General features: G+C 38.9%; 3 protein-coding genes and 1 pseudogene. 3 read left to right on the top strand and 1 reads right to left on the bottom strand.

What is annotated here, in order from left to right; genetic code table 11:
* Nucleotides 1-197 precede the first annotated feature (197 nt).
* On the bottom strand, nucleotides 198-1,883 hold the full coding sequence (locus WBG07_RS10335; protein WP_340200980.1) for a glutamine--tRNA ligase/YqeY domain fusion protein: 1,686 nt from the start codon (nucleotides 1,881-1,883) through the stop codon (nucleotides 198-200).
* Nucleotides 1,884-2,267: 384 nt separating this feature from the next.
* On the opposite strand from WBG07_RS10335, the gene WBG07_RS10330 reads away from it, so the two are divergent.
* The 3 genes and pseudogenes from WBG07_RS10330 (at nucleotide 2,268) to WBG07_RS10320 (ending at nucleotide 22,103) form a co-directional block, all read left to right on the top strand.
* Nucleotides 2,268-4,478 (top strand): Ig-like domain-containing protein, encoded by a 2,211-nt coding sequence (locus WBG07_RS10330; protein ID WP_340200979.1) that lies wholly within the window; start codon nucleotides 2,268-2,270, stop codon nucleotides 4,476-4,478.
* A gap of 4 nt (nucleotides 4,479-4,482) precedes the next feature.
* Nucleotides 4,483-5,379: pseudogene (locus tag WBG07_RS19470) on the top strand (PorP/SprF family type IX secretion system membrane protein); the annotation flags it as partial.
* 1,481 nt (nucleotides 5,380-6,860) lie between these two features.
* The gene (locus WBG07_RS10320; RefSeq protein WP_340200975.1) at nucleotides 6,861-22,103 is read left to right on the top strand and encodes a T9SS type B sorting domain-containing protein; all 15,243 of its coding nucleotides are present in this window, start codon (nucleotides 6,861-6,863) and stop codon (nucleotides 22,101-22,103) included.
* Nucleotides 22,104-22,134: the final 31 nt, after the last annotated feature.

Raw genomic sequence — 22,134 nt, 5'->3', positions numbered from 1 at the left:
AGTTTATTTTTATGGATATCCTTGGGGTCATTTATACATATGTCCTTTCTCAAATCATCTTAAAACGATGCATTTTTAATTCGGTTTATCTATAATAATCACTTTTTAAATAAGAAATCCCTATAATTACAAAATACGATAAAAAAACAGGTATCACCTAGGGCCATACCTGTTTACTATTATGATATAAATAAATCCTACTTCTGTTCCAATTTTGCCCAAGTATCTCTGAGCCCTACTGTTTTATTAAAAACTAACTTTTCTTCAGTGGTATCCCTGTCTACATTAAAATATCCAATCCGTTGAAATTGAACTGTATCACCTTCCTTTGCCGTTTTTAAACTTGGCTCCAAATAGCCTGTTATAACTTCAAGAGAATTTGGATTAACATAGGTCATAAAATCAACCTCCTTATCCGAATCCGGTGCATGATGCGTAAATAACCTATCATAGACTCGAATCTCTGCTTTCAATGCGTGCTTTGCAGATACCCAATGTAGTGTTCCCTTAACCTTTCGCTTACTTGCTTCAGAACCACTTCCGCTTTTGCTAGCTACATCATAGGTACAATGAACTTCAATGATATTTCCAGCAGAATCCTTGATAGCCTTTTCTGCCTTAATAATATAGGCATTCTTAAGTCTAACCTCACCTCCAAGTTTTAAACGGAAAAACTTTCGATTTGCTTCCTCCCTAAAATCTTCTTTTTCTATATAAAGCTCCCTACTAAAAGGAACTTTTCTATACGTCATTACATCATCTTCCGGATTATTCTCTGCGTCTAACCATTCTTCTTCACCTTCCAGATAGTTTGTTATTACCACCTTTAACGGATTCAATACTCCCATTACACGAGGTGATAATTTATTCAAATCTTCACGTACACAAAACTCCAATAATGAAACATCTATTAGGTTTTCTCTCTTTGCAATTCCAATAGTATCAGCAAAATTACGAATTGCCGCAGGAGTATACCCTCTGCGTCGCATTCCTGAAATTGTTGGCATTCTTGGGTCGTCCCAAGAGTCTACCACTTTGTCTTCAACCAAGCGTAATAACTTTCGCTTGCTTACCACCGTATGACTTAAATTACGGCGTGCAAATTCCCTTTGTTTAGGTCTTATTTTTTCGCCATTTTCATATAACTGATCCAGAAACCAGTCATAAAGCTCTCTGTGCGGCAAAAACTCCAAGGTACATAAGGAGTGACTCACCTGCTCAATATAATCACTTTCTCCATGTGCCCAATCATACATTGGATAAATATACCAATCGGTACCAGTTCTGTGATGTGATTTATGTAACACTCTGTACATTACCGGATCTCGCATCAACATATTGGAAGAAGTCATATCAATTTTCGCTCTTAAAACATGGGTTCCCTCTTCATATTCACCCTTTCGCATACCGTCTAGTATATTTAAACTCTCGACTACTGGCCTATTCCTAAAAGGACTGTCAACACCTTCCTTAGTAGGGGTTCCCTTCTGGTTTGCAATTGCTTCCGAGGACTGACTATCAATATAAGCTTTGTCCTGTTTAATTAAAAGTACAGCCCAATCATAAAGTTGTTGAAAATAATCAGATGCATAACACTCTTGATCCCATTCAAAACCTAACCATTTTACATCCTCTTTAATAGCGTCAACAAATTCCTTCTCTTCTTTCTCCGGATTAGTATCATCAAAACGGAGATTAACCGGTGCATTATAACGCAAACCTAATCCGAAATTCAAACAAATGGAACTTGCGTGACCCACATGCAGATATCCATTAGGTTCTGGAGGAAATCTAAACTTCAATTCACTTTTTGAAAAACCTTTTTCTAGATCTTCCTCTATAATTTGCTCTATAAAATTCAATGATTTTCCTTCTTCTGACATATCCTTTAAAACTAATGAACGGCAAAAATACATAAAAGAATGTACCCTAAAGCGCTTAGAATAGGTAATTTAAGCTTTAATATGTTATTAACAATTGTTAATAAGTAAAGAAAAAAACGAATATGTCATACAATATTTATATTTTAGTACCGTTAATTATCTGCAACACCACAAGGATATTAACAATATAACTGTTTGTATGCCAACGGATAAATAAAAATTGTTAATAAAAAAAGAGGTGTGTTGAGAAAAATGATTTGTTTTTTACGCAGATGTTGACAATTAAACGAGGTTTTGTGTATTTGATCTAGTATTTTAAAGTAAATCATTTTAAATTTGTTGTTTTAGATGCCCAAATCTAAATTTTATTAACCTACTTAATATATGAAAAAGCGCAATCGCTTTCATATTGTAATTATCATGCTATGCGCATTGGTTATATTTGTTGTTTGCCCTTCACAGTCGCAAAACTTGCAAAAACCAGTGTCGCTATTCTCTGCACCTTGTGCATCCAGCACTTTCAACACTTATAATGTAGAATTTGAATGGACCGTTCCATTAGTAAATTCCGATAATGTTTTTATTCTTGAATTATCAGATGGTAATGGAAACTTTTCTGCTCCAACTCAACTCGTGTCCTACTCAGATAAAAATACTACATTCCAATTTGATTTCAATTTCTCATTTCCAACTAATACCCGAGGAGATAATTATAAAGTTCGTGTTCGCAGCACCAGCCCAGCGAGAACAAGTCCAGAATCGGATTCTTTTCCAGCCTATTACATGAACGTTAGGCAAAGTCTTCAATTAGGAGATCAAGATGGAAATGCACTTTTTGGACAATTTTTTGTTTGTGATGGTGAACCTTTTACCTTACGTGTGCTAAACTTTCCTGATGAACCTTCTTACAGATGGTATAGAAATGGTAATATTACTCCCTTACCAGGAGAAAATAGCGCTACCTTACAAGTTACAGGAATAGGGTTCTATTATGCAGAAATTGACTATGGAGATTTTTGCTCCAGTGGAACCAGTTCTAATCAAGTTGAAATTATAGTAGACGATTTAGGAACTGTTTCAATCAATGGCCCCACCAACGTTGAAGTATGCCCGGGAAACTCATTTGAACTAGAAGCAAATATTGACGAAACCGATTATATTTATAGATGGTATAAAGATGGAACACTTGCTAATACCCCTGGCTATGAACCAAGATTTACATTAAGTACCACAGACCCAGAAGGAATTTACAGGGTTGAAATTGAAAATCCCGGAGGCTGCTCAAAATCTTCAGATCCCGTGAATGTTTCGGCCCCCAACATGAACGTATCTATTAGCAGTCCAAACACCGTTTTACTTTTACCAGGTGATACTGTAAGCCTTACTGTTACTACTTCAGCGCCGTCACCATCCTATCAATGGTTTAAAGATGGTAATCCCATTAGTGGGGAGACTTCCAATAGCCTAAACATTACATCTTCTGGATTATACTATGCTACCGTTGTACCCGGTTCTGGAGGTTGTACGGCTTCTATGGAGTCCAATTCCATTACCGTAGCCTTACCTCAAAATATTAATATTTTTATTGCAGCAGATGCTCCTTATGCAGATTGTTCTAATTCTACTGCAAGCATTAGCATTTCCGATATACAAGCCGTTACCAGTGACAACAACACTGTTAATGTACGCGCACAAATGATGAATCGTTTTTCTTACCAATGGTTTAAAGACGGTCAATTAATCGCTGGTGAAACCAATAATACCCTTAGCATTGCAAACGCAAGCCTTAACGGAAATTACATACTGGAAGCAACTCTTGATGCTTTTAACCCTACTTCCAATGCTGTTCAAATAAATTTACAACCCAATATAAGTCCTAACATCACCAGCGACGGAACTATTTCCTGTAGCGGTGCATCTAATATTACTATAATTTCTGATGTGACAGACACAGAATATACATACGCATGGTATTTAAATAATCAATTACTGGTAGGTGAAACTACCCCTATTTTATCCACTAATTTAACAGGGAACTATCTACTAGAAGTTTCCGCTTTTGGATGTGCCGTAAGAAGTAACGAAATAGTTATTAACCCTTTTGAAGAGTCTATAGTTACTGTAAATGCAGACGAAAGAATTGTGATTGTAGAAGGATTTTCAAGAACCGTCACTGCATCTGGTGCAGATAGTTACAGATGGTTTAATGAGCAAAGTGTTGAGATTTCCAACACAGATACCGTTGTTCTTCAAGAAGAAGGACAATATATACTGCGTGCTTTTGTAGGCGACTGTGAAATTACCAAACTATTTACTGTTGTCTTTCAAGACAGTTTTGTGGTGCCTAATGTAATTAGCCCTAATTCCGATGGAATTAATGATCAATGGGTAATTCCAAATAGTTACGCATTCAAACAAGATGTTGAAATATTTATCTATGGTCCTACTGGAGAACGCGTTTATCGCGCGGTAGCATACCAAAACAATTGGCCCGAATCGAACCTATCATATCCTGCTAACAAACCCGTATTCTATTACAAAATTGTGCGTGGGAAAGAAATTCTTAAACAAGGAACTATAACCTTAATACGCTAGCGTGATGAAACAAAAAATAGCAGTATTTCTTATGGTGGTCCTTTCGGCGTTAAGTATGAAAGGTCAGGAAGAAGAACCATTTATCTCATTTGAGGTACCCTCACAAAACCTTTTAAAATTTAACAGGTTTTTAATTAATCCTACCTTTTCTAGCGTAAGAGAAGACAACTCTTACGTAAATCTTTACCATAGAAATCAATGGGTTCAATTTGAAGACTCCCCTGAGATTTATTTCGCAAGTTATTCAGGCCGTATTGGTGACCGTACCGGTTTTGGATTAGGTCTTTACCAGCAAAAATTAGGCGTCATTAGTAATTTTGGTATTTTGGCCAACTACGCTTACGGTGTTCGTCTTAATGAAAAGATGAACCTTACCTTTGGTTTTAACCTATCTTATTTTAGCAGTGGCCTAGATAGTGATCAAATTATCTCTGGCGAGGTAGATCCTGTACTTCTTGGACTCAATAATGGCTCTTTCCTGTCATTTCAACCTGGTTTTAATCTCTCTTTTGGGAGTTTTGACTTTGGTGTATATGCAGAAAACCTAGTAGATTATAATTTGAGAACAAGTGAATCTTTAACCTCCTTTTCTGAAAAAACCTTCAGCGGTCATTTAATGTACACCCGCAAATTCAAAAAACCCACCGGGATACTTACTGATGGGAAACTGTCATTCTTATCAAGAGTGCGTAAACAAGGGGAACGTGATGTAAACTTGTCTGGAAGCATTATTGCAGATTTACCCAAATTAGGGTGGATTCAAGGTGGATATGACGATTATTATGGCGCATCTGCAGGTATTGGTTTTAATCTTACTAAAAGACTTTCTTTAGGTTATACCATTGAAAAAGGACTTAACAGTCAGACCGAAAATTTAGGGCCTACTCATGAAATTACTTTTGCTTATTCTTTTCAACCCAACCTTACCGAAGATCGCGTTATGCTGGACGAAGAAGATCAAGAAGTCTTAGCAGAACTTGAAGAAAAGCTTAAAGATAAAGATTCTGTTATTTCAGACAAAGATGAAGAATTGGCACGCATCAGAAAAAATTTAGCAGAAAATAATCAGGTATTGGCAGAATTGATTATCAAACAAGACTCTATGGAGCGCGCTGTTACAGAAGATATTGAAAAAAGGTTTTACCACCTTATGAAGTCAATGAAGGACAATCCTGTACAAGATAACACTACAGTTGCCTCTAAAATAGATTCCAAAAGAACAGGAAATGCAAACAGAAAAACTACTAATTCTAAAACCGCTAAGGGGAAAACTGCGTATAGTAAAGAAAATAGTGATTTTGTGAAAGCCGCTAAGGCAAATAAAATAAGACAACAGTCTGTAAAAAATCTAACTGGTGTTAAAGGTGGATATTACATTATAGCAAATGTTTATAGCGAAACTAAAAAAGGACGCTTTTATCGCAATAAATTTGTAGAAAATCTTGGGGCACGCGGTTTAGATGCTTCGTATTTTAAAAATTCAGAAAATAATTTAGATTACGTTTATTTAGAACGTTATGATACCTGGCAGGAAGCAATGGATGCCTATAAATCTAACTTAAATAATTCTTATCAAGAGGATATCTGGATTATGAGTGTAGAGAATGATTATGATGGAACTATGCTAGCAGAAAATTCAAAAAAAGAGATCAACACTCCTGTTAAGAAAACTCCAGAAAGTGCTCAAAAAAGACTCCGTACAACACCAGAATATAAGGATCCCAAAGTAACTATTATAAGCGATACTGAAAAAGACAATATTAAAACTACACGTATTACATCGCCTGTAAAAGTCGCAAATTCTCAGGTTGCTAGTAGTGAGGAGGATACCAAATCATTAGATGAAAATACCTTAGAAAAATCTAATAAAAATGAAACAACTAAACGTGTAAATACACCGGTAAATACCAATAAAAACCCGGTAGTAAATATTTCAAATACAAAAGACAACAAAGAAAAAAGTAACAGAATAAAAACTTCCGTTTCAAATGACACATCGGTTACCCAAAACACTAATACCGAACTTTTAGATGTAGATAGTAAAACAGAAGAAGAAATAAGACAATTGTATTCTAAGAATACGAGTAAAAAAAGAAAAACAGCAAAAAAAGGAGCCATTGTTAGTATAGCTTCGGAGGAAGACGGATACTATATTATTGCTAATGTATTTTCCGTTCCGTCTAATGCTGACCGTTTTATTGCCAATCTTAAAAAGAAAGGCATAGAAGCAGATTATTTTATTAACCCCGAAAATAATTACAGATACGTTTATCTCAAAAAGCATGACAGCTGGAATAGTGCACTTGCCTCGTACTACTCCAATCTAGACAATTCGTACTACGATGATATCTGGATCATGCGAGTGAATATTAATTACGTCTTATGATGAAAACAAACCTACTTAGCCCCAAAAACTTACTCATTACTGCCTACTTTTTTATAGTAGGCTTTAGTGCTGTATACGCACAAACACCTGTACCCCCAGGTTTTGAAAAGCGTTTTGAAACTAACATTAAAGGAGATGTAACTTTCTTAGCTAATGGTATTATTAACAGAGCCAATGTTAATAATCCATCTCAGGCTAATAATCCTTACAACGGTACCTCCAACAATAACAGTTTTAATGTAGAATACATAGATATTGATGGTGATCCTACTACGTTTAGCTCAAGTAGTTCTACCCTAAACTTACCAGATGCAGATTGTACCAATGTGCGTTATGCAGCGCTGTATTGGTCTGCTGTATATCCATTTGATCGTGGTGCCCCAGACGGAACGCCAGGTCAAACAGGTAGTGCACTTCAATATATTGGAGACGGTAATGGAAGAAGCGAAGAATTTACTACGGTCAAATTTAAAGTACCCGGAGGTGTTTATGAAAATGTTACCGCAGATATTGTACGTTTTGATGGTTTTAATGCTGCAGATCCACCAAACTCGTTTAAAGATTCCCCATACGTTTGTGTCGCAGATGTGACCAGCTTAATATCCCCATTACCTAATGCGAACGGTGAGTATTTTGTTGCAGACATGAGAGCGGCAAGAGGCCGTAGACTAGGGGGGAGTGCAGCCGGTTGGGTACTGGTAGTTGTTTACGAAAATCCTACATTACCAGGAAAATATATTACCACATTTGATGGTTATAATGGCGTGCAGGGTAGAGATAATAATGGAGATCCTAATGCAAGAGTGGATATTGATGTGAATGGGTTTACCACCATTCCAGTAGGGCCTGTTAGAAATAGATTAGGTGTTGCTGCCTTAGAAGGTGATTTAGGGATTAGAAACGATGAACTTCGTATAAAAGCTGCTGGCAAGCCTGCATCAGGAGGACCTTCCAATGATGGTTTTATTAGACTATCCAATGCTGCAAACCCAGGAAACAACTTCTTTAACTCCAATATAACCATTGATGGAGTAGATGTTGCTACCCGTAATATTAACAGCGATAACACCCTAGGCTTTGATGCGGATATTTTTAATATGGATAATCCAGCCAATTCTGTGATAGGAAATGGAGAAACCGCAGCCACTTTAAGACTTATAACAAATGGAGATGGGTATGGTGCCTTTCTAGCCACTTTTGCTATTGAAGTAATTGAGCCCGAAATAGCCTTAGCTAAAACGGTAGAAGATGGTGCGGGTAATGATATTAGTGGCGCAGGGATTACGCTTGGACAGGAAATTGTTTATGTATTAAAATTTCAAAATCGTGGTAATGATGATGGTACTAACTATCGCATTCGAGATGTACTTCCCGTAAACGTAAATTTCCCGCCTAACGGTACCATACAAGCGGGAGATATTATTCTTCCAGCTCCATTAAGCCCTACTGAACAAATTACCTATACATATGATGCCGCTACATCAACCATAGAATTTGATATTCCCGACGGTTATGTGGAAATTGGTGATCCCGAATATGAAATCAGGTTTAAAGTAAGAGTAGTAAATAGTTGTAATGAATTAAGAGATGCTTGTTCTAATATAGTACAAAATCAAGCATTTCAATATTATCAAGGGGTAATTAATGATAATGAAATTTCTGATGACCCTAGTTTCGCAGGTTTTGATAACTGCGATTTTGGTATTCCTGGTTCTACCAACTTCTTAACTGATTTAGGTGATTGTGATTTTACAAGAGATGAAGTACTTTGTGGTACATCAGTCGTACTTACAGCTGGTGAAGGGTTTTTAAATTACCAGTGGAGAGACAGTGGGGGTAACATTCTTCAAGATGGCCCTAGTAATACGTTAACCGTTACACAAGTGGGTACTTACACAGTTACTAAAACTGCGCCTGCTCCTTGTTTAAGTTTTGATGAAACTATTAATGTTATTCTTTTCGGAAATACGGCTACTAATCCGGTAATTCCTTTTGCAGACGAAGTAGTTACGTGCCCAAATGATGGAGATGATCTTCCTAAAATATTCCTTTGCGGTGGAACCGATACACGATTTTTAGATACAGATATTACCGATTCTGATGATATCACATGGCAACGTCTTGATGAATCAAGTTGTCCTGCAGTAGGTATTGATAATTGTGCTAATAAGAATCAAACCTGTACATGGGTGGATATTAAAACCGGAAACGATTTTAACGTAAACGATGCCGGACAATACCGTATTGTAATCAATTATCAAAACGGATGTTTTAATAGGTTTTATTTTAACGTTTCTCAAAACCTATTAACCCCTGATGCTATTGTACAGGATATTGTTTGTAATACTCCAGGTAGTATTACGGTTACAAATGTGCCAACTGATTATGAATATAGCTTAGATATTGCTGGTCCCTACCAAGACAGTCCTGTTTTCAATATTGCAACTGCTGGTACCTATACTATTTATATTCGTCAAAAAAATGTAGCGGGTAACATTTGTATTTTCACTTTACCTGATGTAGATGTAAGGGCTCGTGATTTTAATGTGGATCTCATACCAGAACCCGTATTTTGTTTAGGCCAGTTAGGTTCTGTTCGTGTACAAATGAATGATGTGGAACCTCAATATTATTTTGAAATAGCACAGGGAGGAACCACTTTAGATACTTTTGGACCTTCTAATGATAATGATTACACATTTGACAATCTAAATCCTGGTACCTATACGGTAACAGCCACTACGGATGACGGCTGTTCCTTTACCGGGGACGTTACCATAGAAAATTTCTCTGACCTTTCACTCACCGCATCTGTTTCACAAAACATTACCTGTAGAGAAGGTAATATTCAAATGAATGCCTCAGGTGGACAAACTCCATATAATTATGCTATCTGGAGTTATAATGGAACTGATCTTTATAGTGATGTCACCGACATCCCTGCCAGCGAGTTTCAAACCAGCGTTATTTTCGATATTTCAATAGGACAAGAAGGTACTTATGAATTCGTAGTAGTAGATAGAAATAACTGCTTTGCTATTTCAAATCCTGTTACCATTATTATAGAACCTGATGTTACCTATACAATAGACACCAATGATATTAGCTGTGCAGGTTTAAGTGATGGATCTGTAATAGTTACCATTACCAATTCACAAGGATATAAGGTAGATTTTGACCTTTTGGACAATGGTGGAAATGTTATTGCTTCTAATGAAACAGGCACATTTACTGGTTTAGTAGCTGGTGATTATCAGGTTGTTATCAATCAGCAAAAAGGAAATCAAGAATGTTCATTTCCTTTTGATGTAACCATCAACGATGTTTCACCTATTCTTGGTGAAGCCGAAGTAACCCAGTTTTATACCTGTAATACACCAGATGGGATTGTAAGTATTGTTTCTGGTTCTGTTTCGGGTGGAACCCCGGCTTATCAATATAGCATAGATGGCATAAACTTTGGAGGTGCTACTTCTTTCTCAGGATTACTTCCTGGTGATTATTCTATTTTTATAAGAGATGCCAATGGTTGTGTTTTGCAAACCAATACCGTCAATATCCCAGTAAACAGTGAACCTACAGATCTTACCTTTACCGTTCCTCAAGTGAGTTGTGATAATGGAAAAGCAGTAGATGTTATTGCAGTAGCAACTGGCGGCGTAGCTCCACTTACATATGAAATTACAGCTCCAGCAGCTGCCATTACTTCTAACAATGATGGGAATTTTGCTGGACTTTTACCAAACACCTATACTTTTGTAGTTACTGATGCTAATGGATGTAGTTATACTGAAAACCTAACTATTAATGATATTACGGAAATTGATGTCGTAGGATCTTTGGTAAACAATATTACTTGTTTAGGAGATACAGATGGTGAACTACTATTTACGGTAAATAGTCCTAATACTTTTGACTATAATGTTACCGGACCCACTAATTTCTCAGGTACCCTAGCCTCAGGAAATAATGTTCCACTAACTGGACTAGGAGCAGGAACATATACCATTGTTGTTACGGATACTGTCACTAACTGTACAGATACTGATAGCATCACAATTAATGGGCCACCAGCTGCCCTGGATTTTACCTTTAATGTAATTGATGTTACATGTACCAATGATGGGTCTGTTATCATTAATGCCACTGGTGGATGGGGTGGATACAGTTATCAACTTACCTTACCTGATACCTCTGTTCTTGGGTTCCAAGCTAATAATACATTTACTGGACTTACTACAGCAGGCACCTATACTATTACCGTAAGAGATACCAATGGTTGTGAAGTTCAAAAGACATTTGAATTAACTTCTGCAGTTGCTCCCATACTTGACGTTACTGCTAATGATATATGTTTTGATCCCACCGTTGGATTAACACTCACTGCTACTGTAACTTCCGGAGGAACAGCGCCTTTTCAATACAGATTAAACGGAGGAGCTTTTCAAACCAGTAATACCTTTACAGGATTAGCACCTGGCTCTTATACCGTTGAAGTTACGGATAGTAAAAACTGTACAGCCACCGCTAGTATTACCGTCAATCCAGCCTTAACTGCTTCCGCTGTTCTTACCAAAGACTTAGATTGCTCGCCTTCACCTGATGCAGTAATGGATATTACCGCTGCTAATGGATATCCCGGATATACCTATGAAGTGTCTTTTAACGGAGGAGCTTTTGCAAGTATCCCAGGTAGTACACATACTGTGAGCAATGCTGGAGACTATACCTTTAGAGTTACCGATACTCAAGGGTGTGTGGTGAGTACCAATGTCATCACCGTTAATCCAGCTGATCTGCCCGTAGCAACCGCAGCTGTTACCAATGAAGTAAGCTGTGATAGTGGTGCGGATGGAGAAGTTACCATTACTATTGATGCCTCCATAGGTACACCGCCATACCTTATTAGTTTTGATGGTGGCCCATTTACAGCACAAACTGTATATGCAGGACTTACCGCACAAACCTATAACTACACCGTACGTGATAGCAAGCTATGTGAACAAACTTTTGCCATTACATTAAATCCGGCAAATCCTATTACTGCTACGGCTATTATTGATACCGAGTATACATGTCTTAGCGATGGCGCTATTACTATTCAGGGAGGTACCGCTTCAGGGGGTACGGGTACTTTTGAATATAGCATTGATGGAGTAAACTTCCAAGGGTCACCCCTGTTTTCAGGACTTACTGATGGTACCTATACTATCACTGTTAGAGATATTCCTAATGGATGTACGTTTGTTACGAATCCTGTAACCCTTGATCCGCTTAACGAACCTACCAACCTAAACTTTACTGCAAGCCCAGTACAATGTCCTGCGCTTACTACAGATGTAACCGTGAGTGTGGTAGATGGAAATGCGCCATTTACTTTTGAGATTATTGCACCTGCTCCGGTGAATAATGCAAACAACGATACTTTTACTGGCTTAGCGCCAGGTACCTATACATTCCTAGTAACAGATGCTAAAGGATGTACCATTCAGGAAGACTTTACTATTGATGATATTACTCCTATTACCGTTACTGCTCAGATTGTAAATGATGAAGTATGTTTTGGGGCTAATGATGGTAGTTTATCATTTACCGTTGGTAACTTTACAGGTACTTACAATTACCAAGTGCTCAATGCAGCAACTACCGTAGTTGCTTCTGGTACTTCTTCCAATACTACGGAAACCGTTACTGGTCTCGCTCCTGATGATTATACCGTTGTAGTAACCGATAATGCATATCCATTTTGTACGGATACAGCTAATGTGGTTACCATTGCAGGACCTACTGCTGCCTTGGATTTTACAACTTCCCTATCGCCTCTTACCTGTATTGATGATGCAGTACTTACCGTAAATGCTACAGATGGATGGGGTGGATATACCTATCAACTTGACAATACAGCTACCGCAGGGATAGATGTGACCTATTCAAACAACAATATATTTGCAGGGCTTACTGCAGGCACCTATGATATCTTTGTCCAGGATGCAAGAGGATGTGTAGAAACACAATCCTTAACCATCAATCCACCGGTATTACCTACCGTAACCATTGCTGCAGATACCTTCTGCTATGATACAACTACAGGGGTAACCATTACAGCTACTGCCGCAAGTGGTAATACGCCTTATGAATACAGTCTTAATGGAGGGGCTTTTCAAACCAGTAATACCTTTACAGGATTAGCACCTGGTGCCTATACCGTAGAGGTAAGAGACGACTTTGGGTGTACAGCTACTTCTAATACCATCGTTATTAACGATGCATTAACTGCTTCTGCTGTTCTTACCAAAGACTTAGATTGCTCGCCTTCACCTGATGCAGTAATGGATATTACCGCTGCTAATGGATATCCCGGATATACCTATGAAGTGTCTTTTAACGGAGGAGCTTTTGCAAGTATCCCAGGTAGTACACATACTGTGAGCAATGCTGGAGACTATACCTTTAGAGTTACCGATACTCAAGGGTGTCAATTTGTAACTAATACAGTAACTGTTGCCCCTATCACTAATCCTGATATTACTTCGGTAATTCAAACACAAAATATACTTTGTAATGGAGATAGCAATGCTGCTATTGATATTACCATAGATCCAAACTTCGGAACACCTCCATTCGTTATTAATGTATTAAATACAACTTCTGGAACCGACTTTGGAACACAAACCTCTGGATTAACAGCTGGAGATTATACCATCACTATTACTGATAGTAAGCAATGTACAGATACGGCAACCATTACTATCAGTCAACCAAACCCAATTTCCTTTGATATATCAACCGTAGATATTTCCTGTAACAACCCAGGAGGTACCAGTTTTGGTGAAATTATTGTTGAAAATGTAGCTGGAGGTACTGCCGAATATGTTTATACCGTAACGAACAACCTCGGCTATATTGATTCATATACTACCACCTCGGGAGGAGAGGATCACTCTTTTCAAATTCTGACTTTTGGAGTTTATGAAGTAGATGTGGTAGATGCAAATGGATGTTCATTAAAAAGACAAAATATTGTAATTGCATCTCCTCCAGATGACCTTATCATTGATGTGTCAACTTCTACGGCTAATTGTGCTGTAGGTGCTACCGCTATAGTTCAGGTAAACTCTACTTCAACTTCTGGTAATCCTATTAGTACTGGTCCGTTTTTCTTTGCGATTTTCCAGAATCCAATGCCATTGTTTCCAGACCCAGTTTATCAGCCTGCTGATAATCCAGGAGTAGACCCTTATACATCCACATTTACAGGATTAATTCCTGGGATTACCTATACATTTGTGGTCTATGATAGTGTAACTGATTGTTACTATTTTGAGCAGGCAGATACACCTCTTGACACACCTTCATCACTTACTTCAACAATTGATGACACCAATAATGTAAGTTGCACCGGAAATGCAGATGGTAACGTTTCATTTACTATTGATAATTATGATGCTGGCGCCACACAGGTAAATTATGAGATTTATAATGCACAAACCAATACTCCTACAGGACAAACAGGAAGTATTGCTGTCAACCCACCTACGGGACCTATCTCTGAAATTGATTTTGGAGCTTTAGCACCCGGACTTTATTTTATTTTATTTACTGAGGTTGGCGGTGCTTTTACAGGCTGTACTGTTGGAAGTGATGAGTTTACTATTACGCAATCTTCAAACCTTTTAGTTCCTACGGTTACTTTAATTAAAAATGATAACTGTAATGTTAATGCAGGAGAGATCTCCGCTATAGGGCAGTTTGGTACCGCTCCTTATGAATTCCAACTTACTGTTTTAGGTGATCCTGCTCCAGATGCAACTACATGGGCTGGAAGCACTGCAAGTGTATTCAATATTGAAGGTGGTGATTACGTGGTTTATGTGAAAGATGCCAATGATTGTATCCAATCTGCTGGAATTAATGTACCTACAGATCCTTCTCCTGAAATAACCTTAGCGGTAACAGATCAATGTACCGCTACAGAAGGTGGATACTCAATTACAGTTAACAGAACGGTAGATGGTATTGCTCCATATAGTTATAGTATTGATGGAGGTGCATTTCAAGCTAATAATGCAGCAACCTTTAACCTAACTAATTTAAGTTCAGGAACCCATACGGTTACTATACAAGATGCAAATGGGTGCGGTGAAACACAAACCATTGATATATATCCACCTTTAGATGTACAGGGAAGTATTACCGCAGAGGTATTCTGTAACCCTGCTAATGCCGGAGAAATAACCCTTACTGCCTCTGGTGGGTCAGGAAACTATCAGTACAGAATTACAGCGCCTGCCGTTGGTGCTTTTCAAGCGGCCAATGTATTTGGTGGATTAGCCGATGGTACATATACACTTGAGGTAGAAGATACTACCACCAATTGTACAGATACTGTGGTCATTACCCTAGAAGCACCTGCTCCTGTTGACTTCTCTTTAGCCAAAGCCGATGTAAGCTGCTTTGGGGGGGCTGATGGTACCATTACAGTTACCTTAAATGCTACTGATGATCCGCCATTCCTATACAGCCTTGATGGGGGAACCACTACGCAAACAGATCCCGTATTTACAGGACTCATTGCAGGTACTTACAATGTAACGGTGATCTCTGCGAAAGGATGTGAAGACACACAAACTATTGTTATCGATCAGCCTGCAGATCTTACGGCTACAGCTACCTCTACTATTTTTACTTGTGATCCATCAGATAACTCACAAAACGATGCGCAAATTACAGTTACTCCAGCAGGAGGTACCGCACCTTACTTATTTAGTATTGACGGAGTCAACTTTGTAGATAATGGTGGTGTATTCGCTGTAAGTGCAGATGCTACCTATACGATTACAGTGAGAGATGCGAACGGATGTACATTCCCAGTGAGTGAAACCGTAGCACCTATTCAGAGGATTGCTATTGACAATAGCAATCAGGTACAAGCGATTGATTGTACGCAACCGGAAATTATTGATCTCATTGTTTCTGGAGGGTCTGGTGATTACTCCTATACACAGTTACCTTCTGGTACGCCTCAGGCAAGTAATCAGTTTACCTTAACTACTCCAGGAACCTATTCTTTTAGAGTAGATGATAATATTACTGGATGTTTCGATACTATTACCTACGAAATTGTTCCTTTTGATCTGATCTCAGTAAGTGCAAGTCTTTCACAAGATGTTACCTGTTTTGGTGGTAGCGACGGTGAATTAAGCCTTACTACTGCAGATTATACGGGTACCTATGATTACTTTGTACTGGATAGTGGCGGTGCTACCGTGACTTCAGGTAACGGAAACTCGCCAGAGACTATTACCATCGCTGGACTACCAGTTGATACCTATACCATTAGAGTAGTGGAAACTCAGGTGCCTTTCTGTCAAGAAACTACCAATGTAGTCACTATTAGCTCGCCAGATGCGCCCGTAGCTGTAACTGCTGCTGCTACACTAGCCAACTGTAATGTAGGGGCTATTATCACAGCTACCGCTACAGGAGGTAATGGTACCTATGAATATTCTATTGTACCACAAGGAGATCCTATTGGGGTGTTTACTACCGATAACTTCTTAGAGGTTAATCCGGCTACCTATCCAGCTACCTATACGGTGCATGTGAGAGATGCAGCTGCCAATATTTGTACGGCCCAAGTAGACATTACCGTAGACATAGATCCAGAGCCTACTGTATCTGTACCTGCTTTTGCTGCTGACCAATGTACATCGGATGGCACTGCCTACACATTTACTGCAACAGGCACTGGGGTAGCGCCATTACAATACAGTGTTGATGGGGTTGGTTTCCAAAACTCGCCCACATTTACAGTCTCTGCGCCAGGTACCTATACCGTGACCGTAAGAGATGCCAACGGATGTACAGATACTGATACTATTATTATATACCCGCCTTTAGATTTACAGGGAAGTATTACCGCAGAGGTATTCTGTAACCCTGCAAATGCCGGAGAAATAACCCTTACTGCCTCTGGTGGGTCAGGAAACTATCAGTACAGAATTACAGCGCCTGCCGTTGGTGCTTTTCAAGCGGCCAATGTATTTGGTGGATTAGCCGATGGTACATATACACTTGAGGTAGAAGATACTACCACCAATTGTACAGATACTGTGGTCATTACCCTAGAAGCACCTGCTCCTGTTGACTTCTCTTTAGCCAAAGCCGATGTAAGCTGCTTTGGGGGGGCTGATGGTACCATTACAGTTACCTTAAATGCTACTGATGATCCGCCATTCCTATACAGCCTTGATGGGGGAACCACTACGCAAACAGATCCCGTATTTACAGGACTCATTGCAGGTACTTACAATGTAACGGTGATCTCTGCGAAAGGATGTGAAGACACACAAACTATTGTTATCGATCAGCCTGCAGATCTTACGGCTACAGCTACCTCTACTATTTTTACTTGTGATCCATCAGATAACTCACAAAACGATGCGCAAATTACAGTTACTCCAGCAGGAGGTACCGCACCTTACTTATTTAGTATTGACGGAGTCAACTTTGTAGATAATGGTGGTGTATTCGCTGTAAGTGCAGATGCTACCTATACGATTACAGTGAGAGATGCGAACGGATGTACATTCCCAGTGAGTGAAACCGTAGCACCTATTCAGAGGATTGCTATTGACAATAGCAATCAGGTACAAGCGATTGATTGTACGCAACCGGAAATTATTGATCTCATTGTTTCTGGAGGGTCTGGTGATTACTCCTATACACAGTTACCTTCTGGTACGCCTCAGGCAAGTAATCAGTTTACCTTAACTACTCCAGGAACCTATTCTTTTAGAGTAGATGATAATATTACTGGATGTTTCGATACTATTACCTACGAAATTGTTCCTTTTGATCTGATCTCAGTAAGTGCAAGTCTTTCACAAGATGTTACCTGTTTTGGTGGTAGCGACGGTGAATTAAGCCTTACTACTGCAGATTATACGGGTACCTATGATTACTTTGTACTGGATAGTGGCGGTGCTACCGTGACTTCAGGTAACGGAAACTCGCCAGAGACTATTACCATCGCTGGACTACCAGTTGATACCTATACCATTAGAGTAGTGGAAACTCAGGTGCCTTTCTGTCAAGAAACTACCAATGTAGTCACTATTAGCTCGCCAGATGCGCCCGTAGCTGTAACTGCTGCTGCTACACTAGCCAACTGTAATGTAGGGGCTATTATCACAGCTACCGCTACAGGAGGTAATGGTACCTATGAATATTCTATTGTACCACAAGGAGATCCTATTGGGGTGTTTACTACCGATAACTTCTTAGAGGTTAATCCGGCTACCTATCCAGCTACCTATACGGTGCATGTGAGAGATGCAGCTGCCAATATTTGTACGGCCCAAGTAGACATTACCGTAGACATAGATCCAGAGCCTACTGTATCTGTACCTGCTTTTGCTGCTGACCAATGTACATCGGATGGCACTGCCTACACATTTACTGCAACAGGCACTGGGGTAGCGCCATTACAATACAGTGTTGATGGGGTTGGTTTCCAAAACTCGCCCACATTTACAGTCTCTGCGCCAGGTACCTATACCGTGACCGTAAGAGATGCCAACGGATGTACAGATACTGATACTATTATTATATATCCACCAATTGACTTTAGTGTTGATGTAGATGCACAGCCTTCTTGTCTTAATAACGACGGTAGTATTACAGCTACAGGAAGCGGAGGAAGTGGGAATCCTGCAAGCTATCAATATACATTACTTGATGGAGGTGGAGCTACCGTAGCTACAGGAACGGGTGCTTCCTTTACCTTTACAAATTTAAATGGAGGTGTAAATTATACCGTTGTATTTGAAGACATTAGTGTAGGTGCACCCGCATGTACAACTAATGATGTAATTACCTTAGAAATTGCAACTCCGGTAACTTTATTACCTACTGAGAAAACGGATATCACTTGTAATGGTGATGCTAATGGTAGTATTACCATTAATCTGGAGCCAGATCCTGCTAATGATAATCCACCCTATACATTTACCATAGATAATGGGGTAGATCCTGCGATTACGCAAACTACCAATGTGTTTACTGGGCTTAATGCAGGAACCTATACTATTACAGTTACTTCTAACAGAAACTGTATTGGTACAGATACCATCACTATAAATGAACCCTTAGCTTTAGATGTTGCGGTTACAGATGTAGTTGATTTTAGTTGTGATCCTAACAACGCTGTTCAAACAGCATCTATTGAAATAACCATAACCTCAGGAACAGGAACTGCACCTTATACATATAGCGTAAATGGTAGTGGGTTTATTCCAACAGGTGGAGATGTATTTGTCTACACGGTAACTACAGCGGGAACATATGATTTTGTAGTCAGAGATGATAATGGGTGTACATTTATATTACCTACCCAAACTATTGATCCGTTACCTGTGATGACCGCTGTTGATGTTATGAGAAATCCAACCGCTGCAAATGCGGGTGCAATTTCTTGTGATAATCCAGAAGAAGTAATAGTAACGGTTACTGGTGGTTCTGGCGATTATACATTTGATATTCTACCAGTAGGTGGACCTGCAGGAACTGATGTTCAGGATACACCAAGTGGAGATGTAGATGCCATCTATCAATTAGCTACCCCAGGAACCTATGTATTTAGAGTATTTGATGATGTAACCGGATGTTATATTGATAGTGCACCTTATACGGTAGCACCTTTTGATGAGATTATTGCCATTGCTACGGCAATTACTCCAATAACCTGTTTTGGTGATACTGATGGAGAAATCACTCTTGAAATACAAAATTACACAGGAGGATATAATTATATTGTATTTGATGATGGTGGAAATAACGTAGGTTCAGGAAGTGCAGTTACTACTACCCAGAACCCAATAACTATTGGATCTTTACCTTCTGGAAACCTTTATGTGGCGGTTGAAGCCTTAGATGCTCCATTCTGTGATGAAAACTCAAATGTTGTAACCATTGCTTCTCCAGACAGACCATTAGATGCTGTACTTACCGCTACTGCAAATGTGACTTGTACTAACGATCAAGGAGCTATTTTAGTGGTTGGCGATGGCGGATGGCCATTATATGACATTGTACTTTTAAACACAACCACAACTCAAAGTTATAATGCAACAGATGTGGCTAGTTTTGAATTTACCGGTTTATCCGCAGGAAGTTATACTGCTACGATTACTGATGACAGAGGGTGTGTAATTACAAGAAACATAGATCTTACGCAACCTCCTTTCATTACAGCTACTGCTGCACAGATTGGTATGATTATATGTGAAGGTGAAGTAACAGCAAGTATTGAAGCTACTGCCAACGGTGGTAGACCATCAGTAGAGGCAGGACAGCCATATAGATACATTCTTAATTATTTAGATGGAAGTGGAAACATTGTTTCTTCAACTGCTGCTCAATTAAGTAATTTATTTACGGGCCTTGGTGCTGGAAGTTACTCCGTTACTGTAATTGATGGATGGGATTGTGATGCGACTTCTAATGAAGTGGATATTATAGAGCCTACTGAAGTATTTGCATCCTTAGCACAGGAAACAGCTCCTACCTGTTTAACAGATGGTAGCATTACCTTAACTGCTACTGGTGGAGTAGGCCCTTACAGCTATGGAACAGACGGTGTGAACTTTACGGGTAGTTTTGCCAGCAGCATAACATTGCCCGCACCTGTTGGTACTTATAGATATTATGTAAGAGATGCCAATATGTGTATTTCTGAACTTTCCAATCAAGTAACAATTGATCCGATACCAGAACTGGAAATTATTGAAGAACTGGTGGTAGATGTAAATTGCAACGGAGAAACTACTGGATTAATTCAAGTAAAAGCTTCCGGCGGACTTGGAAACTACGTATTTACCTTATATCAGTCTTCAGACCTAATCACACCATTCAGACCTGGTCAAGCAGAAGATATTTTCTCAGGACTTCCAGCTGGAGGATATAGAGTAGTGGTAGATAGTAATGATTGTACCGATTTTGTTGATGTATTAATCAATGAAGGAATGCCACTTACGGCGAGACAACCTTTAATAAATAATCCATTATGTACAGATGACTTTGGAAGTATCACTATTGAGTTAGAGGGTGGTACGGGTCAATATCAATTTGCCATCTCACCAAACCTTAATGAATTTCAGGATGAGAATACTTTTGATGAGTTGCCTCCAGGTATGTATACCATAATTGCTCAAGATACTCAAGGTTGTAGACCATTTGTATTTGAGCGAGAAATTATTGCACCAGATCCATTAGTAGGAGCTGTTCAAGATTCTGCTTCCGAAGCGTGTGTGGGAGATCTTGATGCGTTTATTGAAGTTAATATTACAGGTGGAACTGCTCCCTATTCAACAAAGATTGTTTCAAACAATCCAAACTTAGTAGATATGCCATTTGAATTGAATAGAGTTCGTTATGATGGTCTTGAGGGAGGATATACTTATGTTGTCTTGATTGAAGATGCAAATGGTTGTGAAAGTCAAGTAGTAGTAGAATTACCAGAAGGTGTTGTCATTAATCCACAGGCAGCTTTGGAAACTTTTTGCGAAGAAAACATTCCTACTACAAATGTTGATGTAACGGTAAATCCAGATGTTGCCAATGATGTAATCTATTTCTTAGATGGAGATACTACTGGTCAATTAGATGGTAGATTTGAAAACCTAACACCCGGGGACCACACCGTAGTAATTCAACATGCGAATGGTTGTCAAGATAGTGTTACATTTAATGTACCAGCGATACCTGCTTTAGGAATTTTAGCCAATGAAGGCGCCATTAATGAAATTGTTGCAGATGCATCTGGTGGTTTACCACCTTATGAATATTATTTTAATGATGTTTTCAACGGAAATGATAACACCTTTACTGTTAATCAAACCGGAACTTATACAGTAAGAGTTGTTGATGCCAATGGTTGTGAAGCCGAGACAGAAATATTTATAGAATTCATAGATATTTTTATCCCTAATTTCTTTACACCAGATGGAGATGGAAATAACGATACGTGGAGCCCTAAAAACACGGAATCGTTCCCAGACATTATAACGCGTATTTATGATCGCTACGGACGCTTAATTGCAGAATTAAGACAAGGTGAGTCCTGGTTAGGAACTTACGATGGCAGTGAATTACCAACAGGTGATTACTGGTACGTGGTGAAACTTAATGCCGATTTTGATGGCAGAGAATTTGTTGGAAACTTTACCTTATACAGATAACCTTATGCGACCTACTTATAGAATACTGAAA

It is taken from the genome of Ascidiimonas meishanensis (assembly GCF_037782385.1).
Taxonomy (GTDB): Bacteria; Bacteroidota; Bacteroidia; order Flavobacteriales; family Flavobacteriaceae; genus Ascidiimonas; species Ascidiimonas meishanensis.
Note: the sequence above shows the minus strand (reverse complement) of the source record. Positions and strands in the feature narration are given on the sequence as shown.

Bases quoted from the DNA above. Each gene is read 5' to 3' on its own strand.
- WBG07_RS10335 (WP_340200980.1), bottom strand. From the start codon at position 1,883: ATGTCAGAAGAAGGAAAATCATTGAATTTTATAGAGCAAATTATAGAG.
- WBG07_RS10330 (WP_340200979.1), top strand. From the start codon at position 2,268: ATGAAAAAGCGCAATCGCTTTCATATTGTAATTATCATGCTATGCGCA.
- WBG07_RS10320 (WP_340200975.1), top strand. From the start codon at position 6,861: ATGATGAAAACAAACCTACTTAGCCCCAAAAACTTACTCATTACTGCC.